Source organism: Rhodococcus sp. FW305-130, from assembly GCF_058788335.1.
In genome coordinates, this window is the sequence record NZ_JBYTAP010000007.1 from 348,084 (window position 1) to 365,097 (window position 17,014).

At 59.0% G+C, this 17,014-nt stretch carries 11 protein-coding genes; 7 read left to right on the plus strand and 4 right to left on the minus strand.

The window, feature by feature from the left end:
• Window positions 1-31: 31 nt before the first annotated feature.
• The 3 genes from AC3WQS_RS23080 to AC3WQS_RS23090 all read right to left on the minus strand — a co-directional run bounded on the left by AC3WQS_RS23080 (window position 32) and on the right by AC3WQS_RS23090 (window position 4,882).
• Window positions 32-673: a response regulator gene (locus tag AC3WQS_RS23080; protein WP_192712670.1), complete on the minus strand. Its 642-nt coding sequence runs from the start codon at window positions 671-673 to the stop codon at window positions 32-34.
• Window positions 670-2,583 (minus strand): ATP-binding response regulator, encoded by a 1,914-nt coding sequence (locus AC3WQS_RS23085; RefSeq protein WP_192712669.1) that lies wholly within the window; start codon window positions 2,581-2,583, stop codon window positions 670-672. Before AC3WQS_RS23085 ends, AC3WQS_RS23080 begins: the two co-directional genes overlap by 4 nt.
• Before the next feature lie 766 nt (window positions 2,584-3,349).
• Window positions 3,350-4,882: an aldehyde dehydrogenase family protein gene (locus AC3WQS_RS23090; protein ID WP_192712668.1), complete on the minus strand. Its 1,533-nt coding sequence runs from the start codon at window positions 4,880-4,882 to the stop codon at window positions 3,350-3,352.
• Between the two features lie 61 nt (window positions 4,883-4,943).
• On the opposite strand from AC3WQS_RS23090, the gene AC3WQS_RS23095 reads away from it, so the two are divergent.
• Window positions 4,944-5,189, plus strand: a complete 246-nt coding sequence (locus tag AC3WQS_RS23095; RefSeq protein ID WP_492712529.1) for a hypothetical protein — start codon at window positions 4,944-4,946, stop codon at window positions 5,187-5,189.
• A 284-nt stretch (window positions 5,190-5,473) separates the two neighbouring features.
• On the opposite strand, the gene AC3WQS_RS23100 is transcribed toward AC3WQS_RS23095, so the two are convergent.
• Window positions 5,474-6,844 (minus strand): flavin monoamine oxidase family protein, encoded by a 1,371-nt coding sequence (locus tag AC3WQS_RS23100; protein WP_192712666.1) that lies wholly within the window; start codon window positions 6,842-6,844, stop codon window positions 5,474-5,476.
• A 62-nt stretch (window positions 6,845-6,906) separates the two neighbouring features.
• Between AC3WQS_RS23100 and AC3WQS_RS23105 the strand changes: the two genes are divergently transcribed.
• The 6 genes from AC3WQS_RS23105 (at window position 6,907) to AC3WQS_RS23130 (ending at window position 17,007) form a co-directional block, all read left to right on the plus strand.
• Entirely contained in the window at window positions 6,907-7,512 is a 606-nt protein-coding gene (locus AC3WQS_RS23105; RefSeq protein ID WP_192712665.1) for a TetR/AcrR family transcriptional regulator, read from the plus strand.
• 1,248 nt (window positions 7,513-8,760) lie between these two features.
• A complete protein-coding gene (locus AC3WQS_RS23110; RefSeq protein ID WP_192712664.1) occupies window positions 8,761-9,366 on the plus strand; it encodes a TetR/AcrR family transcriptional regulator in 606 nt (201 codons plus the stop codon).
• 1,085 nt (window positions 9,367-10,451) lie between these two features.
• A complete protein-coding gene (locus AC3WQS_RS23115) occupies window positions 10,452-12,287 on the plus strand; it encodes an acyl-CoA dehydrogenase (protein WP_192712663.1) in 1,836 nt (611 codons plus the stop codon).
• Window positions 12,288-12,563: 276 nt separating this feature from the next.
• Entirely contained in the window at window positions 12,564-13,253 is a 690-nt protein-coding gene (locus AC3WQS_RS23120; protein WP_192712662.1) for a TetR/AcrR family transcriptional regulator, read from the plus strand.
• Window positions 13,254-14,596: 1,343 nt separating this feature from the next.
• Window positions 14,597-15,199, plus strand: a complete 603-nt coding sequence (locus AC3WQS_RS23125) for a TetR/AcrR family transcriptional regulator (protein WP_192712660.1) — start codon at window positions 14,597-14,599, stop codon at window positions 15,197-15,199.
• A 269-nt stretch (window positions 15,200-15,468) separates the two neighbouring features.
• A complete protein-coding gene (locus AC3WQS_RS23130) occupies window positions 15,469-17,007 on the plus strand; it encodes an APC family permease (RefSeq protein ID WP_192712659.1) in 1,539 nt (512 codons plus the stop codon).
• The last annotated feature ends 7 nt before the right edge of the window (window positions 17,008-17,014 follow it).

The following is a 17,014-nucleotide window of genomic DNA, read 5'->3' on the forward strand; positions in this document are numbered from 1 at the left end:
CCGACTAAAAGGAGGAGATCCGATCCCATCCTCAGGTCAACAGGCCTCGACGCATCCCGGCGGCGACCGCGGCTCCCCGGTCGCTGACTCCGAGCTTGTCGTACACATGCTGTAGGTGCGTTTTGACCGTCGTGACTCCGACAAAAAGCTCAGCGGCGATATCCTTGATAGACAGGCCGTCCGCAGCGAGCCGTAGAACGTCGAGTTCGCGGGCCGTCAGCTTGGCCCCCTCTGGCTCGGCGTGCCGGCGGCGGAGTTCCTCGGCGAATCCTGTCTGTAAATCTGGCGGGATCACAGTGGCGCCGCCAGCTACGGCGAGCACGGTATCGCAGACTGTCTCCCCGGAAACCACCTTGAGCAGGTAGGCGCGGGCGCCAGCGGCAATCGCACGGTAAACGGTGGCGCTGTCCTCGAACGCCGAGATGATGATGCCTCGTGTCGGCATGCCGTCGCGCTCGAGTGCCTCGATAATCGCGATCCCATCGAGGCCGGGTAGACGAAGATCGAGCACTGCGACGTCGGGGACGGTGCGGCGCAGATCTTTTAGTGCGTGGGCACCGTCATTGGCGACCCCGACTAACTCGATGGAAGGGTGCTGCTCGAACAATCGCGCCAACCCATCCAGATAGACAGGATGGTCGTCTGCGACTAGAACGCGCGTACGTCCGCTCACGAGATCACCCCGTCGACGGCCGCCCGCACAGTCTCGACGAGGTTGTACACGTCGATCGGTTTGGTGAGGTAGGCAGTGGCTCCGGCGTCGAGTAGCCGGTCGATTCGGGCGGGCAGGGCGTCGGCGGAAACCACGATGACGGGGATACGTCGTGTCCGATCGTCGGACTTGAGCTCCGCGAGTACTTGCTCACCCTCCATGTCGGGCAGGTGCATGTCGAGCAGGATAACGTCGGGGCGGCTTTGCCGGGCAAACTCGATCCCCGCCCCACCTGTTGGAACGCAAACCAGATCGGCGAGGGCGCGTCGTCGTAGAACTTGTTGCACGAGTTCGATGTTGGCGGGGTCGTCCTCGATATACAACGCCCGAACATTACGCAAGACTGAGTGCAGTTGGACTGCGTCGCTGTCGGCGGAAGTTTGGGTGGGCATGTCGCCGGCCAGGGAATCCTCGATTGCGGGAAGTTCGACGTAGAAGACGCTACCGCGCCCCTTCTTCGTCCTTTCGACACCGACGGTTCCGCCCATCGCTGTCGCGATGCTCCTGGAGAGAGTCAGTCCCAGGCCGGTGCCCTCTACCCCAGTGCCGTCAGCATCGAGCCGCTCAAACGGTGTGAAGATCCGTTCGAGATCGGCAGGGGCGAGGCCAGGTCCAGTATCCGTGACCAGAAACTTAATCCGTCCATCCAAGGGGCCGCTGAACGAGGCGGTCACCATCCCACATTCACGGTTATATTTGACGGCGTTACTCAGTATGTTGAGCAGGACCTGGGTGAGTCGCTGTGGGTTTGCAAGCACCACTGTATGCAAGCCGTCGTGGAAATCTCGCGCGAGTTCGATGTGCCGGGCCTGGGCGAGTGGCCGCACCAGGACAAGTGCCTCCTGGAATGCCTCGACCGCACCGACCGGCTCGATCGAGAGGTCTTGCCCGTGATCCTCGATCCGAGAAATGTCGAGGACTTCGTTGATAAGTTTGAGCAAGTGCCGACCGGCCTGGACAATCCGGTCGGCCTTCTCGCTCACCTCTACGTCGCCGGCCAATTCGAGTTGCAAGAGCTGGCCGAAACCCAAGATGGAGTTCAGCGGTGTGCGAAGCTCATGACTCATCCTGGAGAGAAACTCGCTCATGGCCAGGTTTGCGCGTTCCGCCTCATCCTTTGCGGCGCGGATCGCGCGCTCTGCCCGGCTCCGGACCGTGATATCGGTGGAGATCCCACCAACCGCGTAGAGTTCGCCATTCTTGCGACGCAATGGGAACTTGGTCGACAAATAGATTTCTCCATCCGGTAGCAGCTCTTCGAATTGCATACTGTGCCCTGCCTCCCACACCCGACGATCGTTGTAGGAGTAGGTGCGGCCAAGTTCTTCGCCGAAAATGTCTACGTCGGTCAGACCCGTCACGTCTTCGCGGCGGACCCCATGCTCTCGCTCGAAGAAGCTGTTGATCAACAAGTAACGTCCGTCTATGCCCTTGAGGTAGATCAACGCGTCAACAGCATCGGCAATCGCTTCCAGACGCTGCTCGCTTTCCCACAGTGCGCGTTCGGCGTGCAGGTCGGCGCCGCCGTGCGGACTGAGCTGTACCAATGCAGACCCGCCGGGAAATGGCAGGACGTCCGTCCGCAGTGTCACTGCGATCCGTTGGCCCGTCGGCCTGACTACGACGGCATCGACAATGGCCCCCGATTCACCGTCGCACACGAATCCCTCGATAATGTCGGCTACCGGTACCTCTGCAACGACAGGACGATCCGCCAGTCGACGCAACGCGCCATTGGCGCGGATCACCCGCGCCTGCGTCCCTGCTAGATCGGCTACCAACGCGGGGGTGAGAGCACGCTCGAAGGCTTCGACGAATGGGTCAGACTCGCGGGACCGATTTTCGCGCTCCGCGGGGCGCTCCTCAGACATTGGGCAACGGTACCCGTGGACGGCATGGTGTGCCTATGCCTCTTCAAGAGCGCGCGGCTGTTTTCCTCGGGAAACGGACCCCTCGCTTCGCCGCCATCATGCCGGGCGCGCGCTCAAGAGCCCGCTCAATTGTCGAGTCCACACTGACGTCTCACCCGATCGCTCCCGCGGTGACCCGCACACGAGCGTTGTCAGCGCAGAAGCAGTAAGCATATCGTCTGTTGCGGCCATATCGTGTCGGCATCTCTAGCCAAGGTGGTCCCGCCCGGGGCGCGCATGGACGGGCGTCGAAACGGCGCAAACTGCGCCAACCTGGTGACGGCCAGCTCCACCCCCGATACAGAGTTACCCCTGGCGGCGAGCGCCGATGTTCAAGGTTGCTTGGTTGCTAACCCCAATATCGGAGACCTCACGTGTACGACAGCATCGCAGGCCGACAAGCGCTCGAAATTCCGACAGAACAACATTTTTGAACCATGTCTCAGTCGAAGCCGGAGCTCTCCATGGGGCGACAAACCGGTGTGCGAAAATGCGACTTCCCTGCCATCACCTCGAGCTTTTAGTGCCGTCATGTGAAAAGTGCCGCTGACTCGCGCACCTCGATGGAACACGTGCAATGGCCAGTGCACTCCCGGCTTCTGGCCGGAATCGATGAGTAGTTGATTTCGCCAGCTGTAGATGCTTTCAGTGATATCGAGATTCGAGGCGACTCCTGTTGCAACAGAGCTGATTCCCGATAGTCGGTCAGACAGTGCTGACTGAATCGCTATCGGTGATCGAGGCCGAATCGGCGTCGGCCCTTAGCTGCTGCAGCCCGCATGAGACCGAGCGCGAGTTTGACTCTCGAAGGCGTGTACGGGTACCAGTTCAGCTCTCTGTCCTGTAACGGAATTCGCGGCGTGGTGATGGCCTGTTGGCGGCAGTATTTCAGGATTCCGCTCTGGCCTCCCCAGCGAGCACCGACTCCTGATTCTTTCCAGCCGCCCATAGGCAAGGCGAAGTTGAACACGTTGGCGTACGCATCATTGATATTGACTGCGCCGGAGTCGAGTTGACGAGCGATCCTGCGCCCACGCTTGTTACTTCCAGTCCATATGGTCGCCGACAAGCCGTATCGCGAATCATTGGCCAGCTCAATGGCTTCCTGTTCGTCACGCACTTTGATCACCGGCAGCGTCGGCCCGAAAGTTTCCTCGCGTATACACGACATCGATTGCTCGACGTCGGCAAGCACTGTTGGTTGGAAGAAGGTACCGACACCAGTGGGAGCGCCGCCGGTTACCGCTCTCGCTCCGGCCGCGATTGCCTCGTCCACGTGGCGCTGCACGAGATCGCGCTGGCTCTGGGTTGCGAGTGCGCCGACATCGAAGTGGTAGCCGCGATCATCTTCACCCAACCGCAGTTCGTTGACGTTCTTCGCGAGTTTGGCGAGGAACTCGTCGTATACCGGTTCTTCGACATATACCCGTTCGATCGAGACGCACACTTGGCCGGCGTTGAACAATCCGCCCCAGGCGATGCCATTGGCTGCGCGATCGATGTCAGCATCGGCGAGCACAATTGCCGGGTCCTTGCCGCCGAGTTCGAGGCTGTACGGAATGAGTCGACCAGCGCATTTCTGGGCGACAATCCGGCCTGTGCCCGTGGAACCGGTGAACTGAACGTAGTCGACGTTGTCGACCAGGGCGGCCCCGGTGGCCCCGTAGCCGGTGGCCACTGCCAGAACCGGCGGAGCACCGATCTCGGCCCACCCTCGGGCAAATTCGATTGCGGACAGGGGCGTCACTTCCGAGGGTTTGAGTAGCACAGCCGCTCCTGCAGCCAGGGCGGGGATCACATCGAAAGCCGGCATGAGGAACGGAAAGTTCCACGGCGTGACCACACCTACTACCGGATACGGCCGGTATACGGTTTCGAGTTTCTTCAGCATTCCCAGTGGGCCGTGTGGTCTCGGGTGCTTGTCGGCGAGAAACTTGGCGGCGTTGCCGGACCAGTAGTTGATCAAGTCGGCGGTAACGACCGGCTCGAAACCGGCATCCGCGCGAGACTTGCCGGTCTCGGACTGCAGCACATCGTTGATGCGCTCGGCGTTGTCGAGCACCCAGTCCTGCAGTTTCAGTAACCACCGCTTGCGTCCCTTGGGGCCGAGCGCCTCCCAAGCCGGCTGTGCGTGCCGTAGGGCGCGGACTTTTGCGGCGACGGTGTCGGGCGCATCGTTCGGCACATGTCCGACCAGAATGCCGTCAGCTGGGTTCCGGACTTCGATGGACTCGGCCACCTCGGGTATTTCGGTCTTCATCTGGTACCTGCCCAGTGGTCGGTGATGTTGTTAAGTGGATTGCTCATGAGGGTCCGCCTGTGTGATCAATATGAACGAGTGGGGTTGTGATGCAGTCGGATTCGGAGTGGAGGTTGTCGAGTGCGGCGAAAAATTTTCTCCAGCGGTCATCGGCGCTCACAAGTTCGCTGAACTTGCCGGGTTCGGTGGCCGTGCGGACCGCGTGAGAATCCATGTGTCGATCTCGCCGGTGGAAGACCAACCGCGCTTCATCTCCAACTGTCCGATCCTGATCACCGATCTACCCACGCCAAGCTCCCAGCTCTGAGTTGGACCCGCTGGACCTGGAATCAGAATGCGAGTCGGATACGGAATAGGGTTATTAGAGCAGCGCGCTCACACAACGGTCAAGGATGTGTGTCCCTGTTTGACGCCGGTTCTTGAGAGATGACGCACAGGTGCTTCCGGCGAGACCGTGGCGAGTCTGCAGCCGCGAGGCCGCCACCTTGCTTGGTTACGCGTCAGGACCGCGTGAGTGCGAGCTGACGCGGCCCTGCGACCTCGGGACCCATCCAGCGTGAGCACGCAAAACTGACCTCGATCCGGCGTGCGTCAGCTGTCTTTCTGCGCTCGGCGCTCGATGCCTGACGCCTCTCGGGCGGCGCGCACCCCCGATTCCACCGCCCCATCGATGTATCCGGTCCAGCGGGTGGCGGTTTCAGCGCCGGCCCAGTGAATGGGTCCGACAGGTTGACGCAGCGACGAACCCACCGACGTCAGAGTCCCGGGCCGGGTATATCCGCCGTATCCACCACGCGAATAGTGCTCCGAAACCCAATCCTGCTCGATGAAATCGATCGGTTCCAACGCCTGTGGCCCGAAGTACGAGCTCAGATCGCCCAAGACACGGGCACGACGCTCGTCGGCATCGAGCTGTAGCGCGTCGTCTGCCGCCGCTCCTTCCAGGAAACCCACCAACACCCCATGGCCGCCGCCCGGCAGTGTGTTGTCGTACACCACTCCGAAAGGTCTGTTCGCACTGGTGACTTGACCGCTGAGTCCTGCGCTGCGCCAGAAGGGTTCACGGTAGACGATGTTGTATTTGATCACCCGTCCCATCGGCATGTTCGCCAACAGTTTCGCGCGGTCAGCGGGAAGTTCAGGGACATAATTGATCTCGGCGGCCAGTGGCGGCGGAACGGCAACGATTACTCGACGGGCCTCGAGTACCCCACCGCCGGCAGTCTGCACACGCGCGCCATCTGTGCTCCACTCGATCTCAGTCACCGCACTTCCGAGTCTGACTCGGTCACCGAGTCCCGCGGCAAGCCCCAGCGGGATTTCCTGCGTTCCGCCGACAACGCGATCCTGCTGCGCACCACCTCGCGTGTTGATGAGTGCGTCGAGACCGCCGGCGGCCTCGATGTATGCCAGTACCCACAGCGCAGAGAGTTCCCTGGGTTCAGCGGAGAAGACCGCCTGGGTGATCAGGCGCATGAGGGCGCGCCCGTCCTTGGTATGGAAGTGCTTCTCGAGCCAGGCGTCGAAAGTCATCTGGTCCAGCTCTTCGGCATCACGACTGAGCCACGGATAACCGTTGACGATTCTCCGAGAGGCGTTGCCCACCCTCCATTGTCCGAGCGCGATGTCCGCCAGGACTATTGGATTGAGGCGCGGAGTGCGGCCGGGGTAGGTGCGGCCGCCGAGCTCCGCGATGTGTTTACCGCCGTTTCGTGTGGGGTGTAGCGAAAGTCCTAGTTCACCGATCAAAGCCAAGACCCTGTCCTGGCCGGGGCCGATCCATTGACCGCCGATCTCAATTGGCGATCCGTCGGGAAGGACGTCGTTCAGGACTCGCCCACCAACTCGATCTCGGGCTTCGAGTACAACGACGTCGAGTCCCTCTCGGGTCAGATCACGGGCCGCCACAAGACCCGCAACCCCGGCGCCGATCACGACTACGTCGACAAATTCTCGTTCCATGGCCAACTCGCTTCCATACCTTATGTATCCGACATACAAGTTGTATGTGATATACATAGGGTATGTCAACAGCTGCCAGTCGCCGAGATGAATACAGCCAGAGCACTCGCCGGGCTCTCCTCGACGCCGGACTCGAACTATTCGTCTCCAGCGGGTACACATCCGTGTCGGCGGAGCAAGTGGTTCGAACCGCCGGACTGACCCGAGGCGCTTTGTACCACCACTTCGACGGTGGCAAACGAGGCCTCTTCGAAGCAGTCTTCGAGGAACAGGAAGCCGCAGCATCACAGAAGATCTCCGACGCGATCGGCTCTCGCACCGAGGTTTGGGAGCGGCAACTTGCTGCCGTCGACGCCTTCCTGGATGTATGTTCCGAGAAGAACTACCGAGAAATCGTTCTGCTGCAGGGCCCTGCGGCGCTCGGATGGGAGCGCTGGCGGGAACTCGACGAGCAATACCTGAGGGGTCTGGTGCTCGACTCCATCTCGACCCTTCGCACCTCGGGACTGATCGAATCGCATCCAGACACCCTCGCAACGGCCGCTATCTACGGTGCGATCACCGAAGTATCCCTCGCAGTCGCTCACGCACCCGACCCAGCGCTGGCCCGTGAGCAGGCTGCACACCTGATCCGGGACCTGTTCTCCGGAATCCGCACGAGATACTGACATTTGGACGACGCGACGTCCAACAGGTCAGCCGTGCCACAGTGCTTCAAGCCTGTCGCCCGTTCATGCACAAGGAACGATGACTCGCGAAAGGGGCATTACATGCTCGCCTAGAACCGTTGTCGAGAACTCTCAACCAATGAAGGCGTGTTTCAGTTCGCATTTGTCAGACTGTGAACTCGCGACCGTGCTGGTTTCCACAATGCGACGAACTCGTCGCTGATTGGGCGCGGTGGTGCAGGGCCTGGCGGCGTCCAGACGGGGCCCACCACTTGCAAATGCCCCGGTTTCCGGACAACTCGGACCCCGATTCAAGCCAATTTCCCTGCACGGCAGAGGAAATAGTACTTGCTGTATCGCTGGGATTCCGTGGCTCGTCACTTTTCAGGGTCGTTGTGGGCCTCACCGGGCGAACCAGGCGGCCGGACGGAAGCGCCTCTGCATGTAGTCACGAACCATGTCGGATGCTGTACGGCGCAGCCTTGAGTGTGCGTTTGCATTGTTGCAAATCAAATCGTTCGGATGTGTCTGCGAATCGACCAATCCGCGAGCAAGGAGTTTTGATATGGATTCATCCGGAACCAAGTTTGAGCAAATCGGAGCAATCGCCAGTCTGCTTTCCGCGGGGGTGGCAGTAATCGGCGGAATCGCTGGCGTTGCAGCACTGTTGGCGTAGATTGCTCTTCGAAATCGAGGCTCTGGTTGTGCCATGGCGCCCGACGGCCGGGCAGCTATCCCTCTGTCCGTTTCATTGGACTGCCCAGATGGCCGGCGGGCGTATTGCTGAATCGAACATTTACGACTCCGTCAGCGTGTGTCGAATCCGGCGACTAGCGCGGCCCCAACCTCCCTCGACCCCCGGTAGTCATCTGCATCTCACAATTACATGTGACTTGCGACCACCTGAACTCAACGGCCACCAGAATTCGGTGATCCGGCGCGGTGATGTCAGCTGAATCGGATGGGAACGCACAGGAACCTCGGCTGGGGTCCTCAGATGGATTGGCCGCAGATCCGCTGGTCAGAACCCCGCCGTGTTTGGTAACCCGACTCACATCTTCTAAATCCGAATCAGACACTGATTTTCATTGAAGTCCTCCGACTGCCTTGCTACGATTCGAGCGACAAGCCGGAAATTTTGTGGGAAGGGCCGATGTGTCACGAAGAACTGGCGGTAATGTCTACGCGCCCTACCTGCCCTGCGGTTGGTAGGTCGAGGTGGACGCCCCGGTCTCAGATTCGCAGGTAGTGCCTAATCGGCGCATTCCGAAACAAAGACGCAGCCAGATCAAAGTTTCTCAAATCCTTGATGCCGCTGCGGAATTGCTCGAAAAGATGCCGATCGACGATCTGAGTGTTCGGGTGATCACTCAGCACGCTGGGGTGGCACCTCCAACTTTTTACGCATACTTCAGCGATCGTGACGCTGTTCTCAGCGCGCTCGGAATGCGCTATGTGGAGGAAGCTGCTTGGGTGATGGATCAACTCGACGACAGGACCTTTGCGACGTGGGAGGATGCTGTCGATGCAATGGTCGACGCCTACGTCAATTGGTTTCGAGTCAGGATCGGGTTTCGCGCGTTGTGGTTCTCCGGCCACCTCGACGTTTCCGTAGTCGCCGCTGACCGTATGGGCAACTCCGCGATCGCGGATCGAACTCGTTCCGTCCTGGAACGTGCAGTGGGCTATCCCCTCGACATACCAAGGTATGTGTCTCGATTTAGCGTGGAGTTAGCTGACCGTCTCCTCCGCTATGGATTTGAAGAAGAAACCAACGGGAGTGAACTCGTTTTCGACGAAATCAAACGCGCACTGCGCGCGTATGTGTCGACTTACATGCCGTCGCAACGCTGATTCTCGGGTTTGCGCGCATAGCCCCTATCCTTTTGGAAATTTGAGGCGCCCTGCCGATCTCGTCAAAATGAAATGAAATCACTCGACGTGCAGCCGGGCATGTTTGGCTCCTCGGCGAGCCTGATAGCGTCAATCGGATTGGCAGGGTGCAAGTTTGATGATTGCGTGGCCGGAACGACCATTTGATGCTGAAATTGCCACCAGATCTTTGTCCCTCGCAGCTGTGGCGCGTAGCCCAAGACAGGATAACGGGCCGATCGAATCGGTCCCACGACTTGCGGTCAGGACGAACGGAATTGCGCAAATTCCCGACAGCCCTCACGAATTCACGGAAGGCTGGTCATTTGTCGGTGCATTCGCCGGTTTCTTCGGCGCAAGAGTTGGCCGCCGACAACACGTCACCCTTGACTGCCTGCCGCGTGCGCCACCATCGAACGACTGAGGAGTAAAGCAACATTCGGAGCCCGCCAACCATCGACTAGACGATGGAAAGCGTCAACTGTCAGACAGTGTCGATTCTCGTCTCAATCTTGGTGGTCAGGAGGCAAACGAGGAGGTGCTCGTGTCGATACCGCGGAAGAACATGCAGACAAAGTGTCGCCGCGACCAGCGGTGCCGTGGAAAAATCCGTTGCCCAGAAGTGATATTCACCGTGGGCGCACCTCCCATGCGACTTACTCGAACCGGTGGTCTTCGACTCCTACGACACCCGCGCCGGCCGTTCGCTCTCGCCGTTGCGGCATGTGAGGCTCCCTCGATCGACAGCACCTTGAAACTCGTGCGGTTGAGGTCACGCTTTGTCGCAGACTGGAAGTCGTTGAATGCGCAGACACCGGGAAACCTGTGGACGGGACTGAGTGTCTGGCCGGCTTTTGATTCGAGAGCTGTGTGTTGTCCTAAGGATTGCTACTGCGACCGACGACTTCGTCGAGGAAGATTTACCCGTGAGGAAAACTGTGTTAGTTTTACTTTCTAGTCAAACATGCGGTGTCTGCTCCGTGCCGCGCTGAGAGACCCCTCGGCTTCGACATCGGTTCGACTTTCTCAATCAACTCCTGGTAATTGCCGCCTTTGAAGGGACAAACATGGGCCACTACAAAAGCAATGTTCGAGATCTTGAATTCACTCTGTTCGATGTCCTCGGACTCGGATCGATTCTTGAGTCCGGCGCATTCGGAGACCTCGACGAGCAATCAGTGCGATCGATGCTCGAAGAGGCGGCGCGACTCGCCGAAGGCCCCTTGGCCGCTTCTTACTCCGATGCCGACCGGAACCCCCCCACTTTCGACGTGCAAAGCCACTCAGTGCTGTTGCCTGAGTCGATCAAACAGTCCCTTCGAGAATGGCAAAAAGCGGGCTGGTTCCGAGTCGGCCTACCCGAAGGAATCGGGGGAGTACCCGCCCCGGCGATGTTGGCCTGGGCGATCAACGAGTTCAGCCTGGGTGCCAATCCCGCCGCCCATATGTACCTCACCGGCCCCTTCATGGCGGGCATCCTCTACGAACTGGGAACCGAACAGCAACGACATTGGGCCACCCTGGCGATTGACCGGAACTGGGGAGCAACCATGGTGCTTACCGAACCAGACGCGGGATCGGACGTCGGCGCCGGTCGCACCAAGGCGGTCGCGCAACCGGACGGAACGTGGCACCTGGAAGGAGTCAAACGGTTCATCACCTCCGGGGACTCGGATGACCTGTTCGACAACATCCTTCACTTTGTTCTCGCCAGGCCGGAAGGCGCTGGTGGAGGCACCAAGGGACTGAGTTTGTTTCTGGTACCCAAGTTCGTTCTCGACCCTGTAACCGGCGAGTCGATGGAGCGAAACGGTGTCTATGTCACCAATGTTGAGCGCAAGATGGGATTGAAGGCGTCGGCCACCTGCGAGTTGACGTTCGGTGCAGACTCTCCTGCCAAAGGTTGGTTGGTTGGGGACAACCACGCGGGTATAGCGCAGATGTTCAAGGTGATCGAAGAAGCGCGCATGATGGTCGGCACCAAGGCTATCGCGACACTGTCCTCGGGCTATCTGAATGCGTTGGAATACGCAAAGACTCGGGTGCAAGGTTCCGATCTGAGCCGGAGTGCTGAAAGAAACCCACCCAAGGTGACGATCACTCATCATCCCGATGTGCGACGCTCCCTGATGGCACAAAAGTGCTACGCGGAAGGGTTACGGGCGGTGTACCTGTACACCGCCGCACACCAAGATCCGGTATCGGCGCACAACGTCAGCGGGATCGACGACGACGTTGCCTTCCGTGTCAACGATCTGTTGCTACCAGTGGTGAAGGGCGTGGGATCCGAGCGGGCATACCAGTACCTGACGGAAACTCTGCAGTGCTTCGGAGGCTCAGGCTTCCTCCAGGACTACCCGATCGAGCAATACGTTCGCGATGCCAAAATCGACTCGCTGTACGAAGGTACTACTGCCATTCAGGCGCAAGACTTTTTCTTCCGCAAGATTGCCCGGGACCGAGGTGTAGGACTTGGGCACGTGCTCAACGAAGTCCGCAAGACCGCAGAGAAGAGCCTCGAAGGGACAGACGAACTCGGACGCGAGCGCGCTCTGCTCGGCGCCGCATTGACCGACATCGAGGCGATGACCGCGAAAATGACCCAGTACCTGTTGAGTGCGCAAGACGAACCCCGCGAACTACACAAAGTCGGACTTGGTTCGGTGCGTTTCCTACTCGCCTTCGGCGACTTGATCATCGGCTGGCGTTTGTTGGTGGCAGCAGAGGTAGCCATCGCTGCACTTGCCGGCGATTGCAGGGAACAGGATCGACCGTTCTATCTCGGCAAAGTCGCCGCCGCGTCTTTCTTCGCCAAGAGCATGTTACCCCTACTCAACGGTGTCGCACAGACCGTCAACGATCTGGATCTGGAACTTATGGATCTCGACGAATCCGTCTTTTGACATCGCTGTCGTGTTTCAGGAGTCCGCAACACTGGCACTGAGATCAACATTCTGACGGACGCTGCGACGTGACGCGGCCTGCGTGAGCGCTTGACTCGCCTACCTTTCCTGCTGTCAGAACGCGTTTCGATGGGATGCAGTCTTCGTGTCCGACACGGCCCCTCCGGGGTACATCAGGGTCCAGGATGGCGGATGGTGCGCTGCTGCCCTCTACCGGGAGCGCTGTCACCGTGGCCTGGTCAAGGGCGTTCGGAGGCGCTGGGTAAAGTGAAACAGGTGGATTCCGAAGGTGTACGACTTCGCACTAGCTCACGTCCCCGTCGCAGTCAGGGCAACAGGCCTTCCGACAACTTACTTCTCGACGCGGCGTGTGAGGTCTTCCACGAAGTCGGCTTCCATGCGGCGGCGATGGAGAAAATCGCGGAACGTGCCGACGTCTCGAAGCCGACTTTGTATGCCCACTTCGGCAACAAGGTGGATCTCTATCAAGCCTGCCTTGAGCGTGAATCTAAGATGTTGCAGAAATGGCTGTTCGCCGCCTACGAGTCGGCCATTGACCTCAACATCGACGGGCAGGTCCACGCCGATATGCTCGCGTTGTTCGAATACGCGGCGGCGCACCCTGCGGGGTTTGGCCTTTTGTTCGACGACGCCACGTCCGGACCCAATACGACAGTCCGTGACAGGCTGACCGATAGTATCTCGGCTCGTATTGCCGAGAAGATGCGGGCATATTTCTCCCGGCGCTCACTGACTGCTCCTTCGGACCGCAGTATCGAGTTACTCGGTTCGATGCTGGTCGGAGTGGGAGTGCACGGCGCGCGGCAAGCACTCGTTTCCGGCGCCAACGCAGTTCTCGTGGGGGATCTCGCGTCGTCGTTGGCAAGCGCAGGACTGCGGCACCTCGACCGCGCGACCGTCCTCGCAATAGATCAAGAGGAAAATTCCCAAACGCAAGAAATCTGACCTGTTCGGAGCTGTGACATATCGGCGAGTTCGTTCGTTGGAGGAATTCGGCGTCGTAGACGCTTCGGGTCAGGGTGGGTTTCCTCCGCGCTCTTGCGAGAATCGAACGGCTTCAGTGGGAGATTCCGAAATTCTGAACAACCTAGTCATGCCGCGACAAAAATGAAATCCTGATTTCTGTCATTATGGTGCGTCTAGGCAACACCCCGGAACCTGTCGGTGGGGTCAACAGTCGAACGTAGGTGTCCAGGTCCGCCCGATTCGCCTTGTATCGCAGCATCATTCGTTTTGACATGCAAGTTCGCGACCAGTGCGTCAAGTTCGGCGGGCTGTTCGAGTGCAGCTTTTACCGACGAATTCTCAAACCTCGAACTCACAGGAGACTGGCTGAAAACACATGACTACCAATCGGACTTCGTACTCGTCGGGAAATGACCCTTCTCGGCTGGCAAAAGCAATATTCGATGAACTCTCGCGGCGCTATCATGAGGAAAGGCATCAGAAGATCGTGGCCGAAATATCTGACCAGCTTGTGCGTTATCGCCCAGCAGAAGCCATGTCGCTTCTCAATCTAGCGTTGAGCTGGGCGCCCTATGGCGGGGTTCCAGAGGAAATGGTATTCGAACAATACGGAACGACGTTGTCCCGCTTCGTGGACCAGATGTGGACCCTCGTGCACCATCTCGACTGCGATCGTCAAATCGTAGATAAATTGGCCGCGGCATATCCGAGGCATCAAAATTTTTTTGCAGATTCAGCTCGCCGAGCTTTGCTCTGAGGGCAAACGCGACCGCAAGAGTGATCCGTGTGGCGACCTTCGGTGAAGGCGACCCTATGTTTTTCGATAAGGCGACGGTTGCCTTTCAGTTTCTCCGCGAGGATTCGGCGGTATTGTCGCGGGAGAACAATTCTATTTCTTTTCCCGGGTCGGGGTGAACAGGTTACTTGCTCACTTCTGCAATTCCGAAGAAAACTGTTCGACGCACGCAGTGCGGCTCGGATATTGCGAAACGCACTATGCGTGTCTGCGCGCGACAGGCACGCCCTACATCGAGAGCTGGGACAAGTCCATCAACGGAAGGTCTACGCCTAACAAGGCCAGGCTCAATTAATTGACAACAAAATTACCGAAAATGTGGGGGAGGGGTATCGCTTGTTCACGGCAGTGCCCCTCCACTGGCATTTTCCCAACTGTTTCGCGAGTCGTCGAGTTCGAACCTGGTCGTCTGACTTGGTCAGGACGAGCGATGACGTTAACCTTGTCGTAGCGGCAGATAATAGGACAGCTGGATCAGCTCCTATGAGGAATGGACATTGGTTTCTGCTCGAACTTTGGAGGCGCAATGGCTCGGATACCGGCAACGCAGCGACGCCAAGATCTGGTCGAGGCTGCATTTCGGGTGATGGCACGCGATGGCATATCGGCAGCGACTACACGCGCGATCTGTACCGAAGCTGGTGTTCCCCAGAGCGTCTTCCACTATTGTTTCCACACGAAAGAGGATTTGCTACGGCAACTGGCACGCTCGGTCGTTGTCGAGATGGGTTCGCCGGCGCCGAAAACTACCGCGGCCGACCTGGAGTCTTCGCTCGCTCAAGCCTTTGATTATCTACTCAGGTCCGCTCTCGAGCGACCTGATCGCCAGCTCGTATTGTACGAATTGACGACGACGGTGTTACGCGATCCCGGACTGGCCGAACTTGCCCATTGGCAGTACGACCAGTACTACGAAGCGATCAACGCCCTGTTGGGTGATCTTGCAGAGCGGTTCGACTTTCGCTGGGCGGTGCCGACCGAAACTGTGGCGCGGTTGTTCACGGTCTTGATCGACGGCGCGATCCTTTCCTGGTTGGCGGATCGCAACACTGAGCAGACCCGGGCAATTCTGGCCCTCGCGGCCAAACAGCTCGCCGCGCTTGTCGACGAACCTTCGCGCACAAGCTAACTCGGCTCTCCTCCGCCAGTCTCGGCGAAACCCGTGCCACTCCACATGCTGTGGAGTGGCCTTTTCGCGTGGCCCGACCGCCAAGGTCGTCGGTGCGCGCGACGAGTGCAGCTAACGCGAACGTAACCGCTTGGAAACTCATTCGAGTCTCTTGGGCGCAACAATTTCCGTTGATCCGACTTGGTCAGTTGACATGTTCGGGTGACTAAAATTACGCTGCATGAACCAGTGACCTGTATCACTGATGCATTTCAACAGAAAGCTTGTCCATGACACCCTCTGCAGACTCGAATCGTCAGCTGGCCGGAGGCCTCTCAGCCTCGAAGATCGTAGTGATGGTCGTTGCAGCCGCAGCGCCTATGGGGGCAGTGCTCGGAATCATCCCGATGGCGTTCGCACTCGCGGGCGGGCCTGCTACACCGGTGGCGTACCTCATCGCGGGTGCAACGCTGCTGCTCTTCTCGATCGGATACAGTGCGATGAGCCGGCGCATCTCGACGGCGGGGGCCTTTTACGTTTACGTAGCCAAAGGCCTTGGCCGCATACCTGCAGTAGGCGCGTCCTATCTGGCGATAATCGCCTACAACGCAACCGCTTTGACGATCGTTGCGGGACTCGGCTACTTCGGTGACCTCATCATCGGAGGCGTGCTCGGAGTTTCCGTGCCGTGGGTTGTCTACGCTCTCGCCGGTGCCATCATCATTGCGCTGTTCGGCTATCGCCAGGTGGATTTGGCGGCACGCGTTCTCACAGTTTTGCTGGTTCTGGAAGTCGGCGCGCTGATCGTCCTCGATCTCGCGATGGTTGTCCACAAGGGGTGGGACGCATTCCCGCTGGAAATTTTCGCCCCTGATCCGTCACTGAACTTGGGAACATTCGGCCTGGCCGCGATGTTCGCCTTTCAGTGTTTCATCGGCTTCGAGTCGACTGCCCTGTACCGGGAGGAGGCGAAGAACCCTCGAAAATCCATCCCACGCGCCACATATACGTCTGTCGGCATCATCACGGTGTTCTACTTCCTGACCACCTGGATCACCGTCGGAGCAGTCGGCACCGACGAGATTCGCAGCTTCGGTGCGGATAACGCAGGCGACATGTACTTCGTTCTGAGTTCGGAGTTCGCCTCGGAATCGCTCACAGCCGTCATGCAGGTAGTTCTGTTGACGAGCTTGCTCGCCTCACTACTTGCACTCCACAATGCATCGAGTCGCTACATGTTCAACGCTGGGCGGGAGGGGTTGCTCCCTCGCTGGATCGGTGTCCCTCACCGCACGCAGGGCACGCCGTCACGCGCAAGCCTTGTCCAGACCGGTATCAATGTCGTCGTAATCATCATTTTCGCGCTCATAGGAGCCGATCCTTACTACGGGTTCGGAACGACAATGACCGGATTGGGCACCCTAGGGATTCTGCTGCTCCAGGTTCTTGCTGCGCTGGCGATCATGCTCTACTTCATCAAGAATCGCGAGAAGCTCATCTACATTGTTGCGCCTGCTCTGGCTCTCATTGTGTTTTCTGTCGTGGTGGCCCTCACCATCGGCAACTTCAGCATCCTCACGCAGATGGATTCGTGGGTGGTCAACGTGATTCCGTGGGCTCTCTTCGCTGTCGCGTTGCTTGGGATGGGTTACGGGCTATGGCTGCGCACATACAAGCCGAGGATTTACGCACAGTTAGGTGAAGGACCCGAATCTGAAACCCTCAGGCCGGTGCATACGCCCACTTCTCATGACGGATCCTCTCCGCAGCAGGTGCTTCTTGCCGGTGATCCAGCCAAGGAATCCGCTGGCACAGAACCCACATCATGAAGGAAAT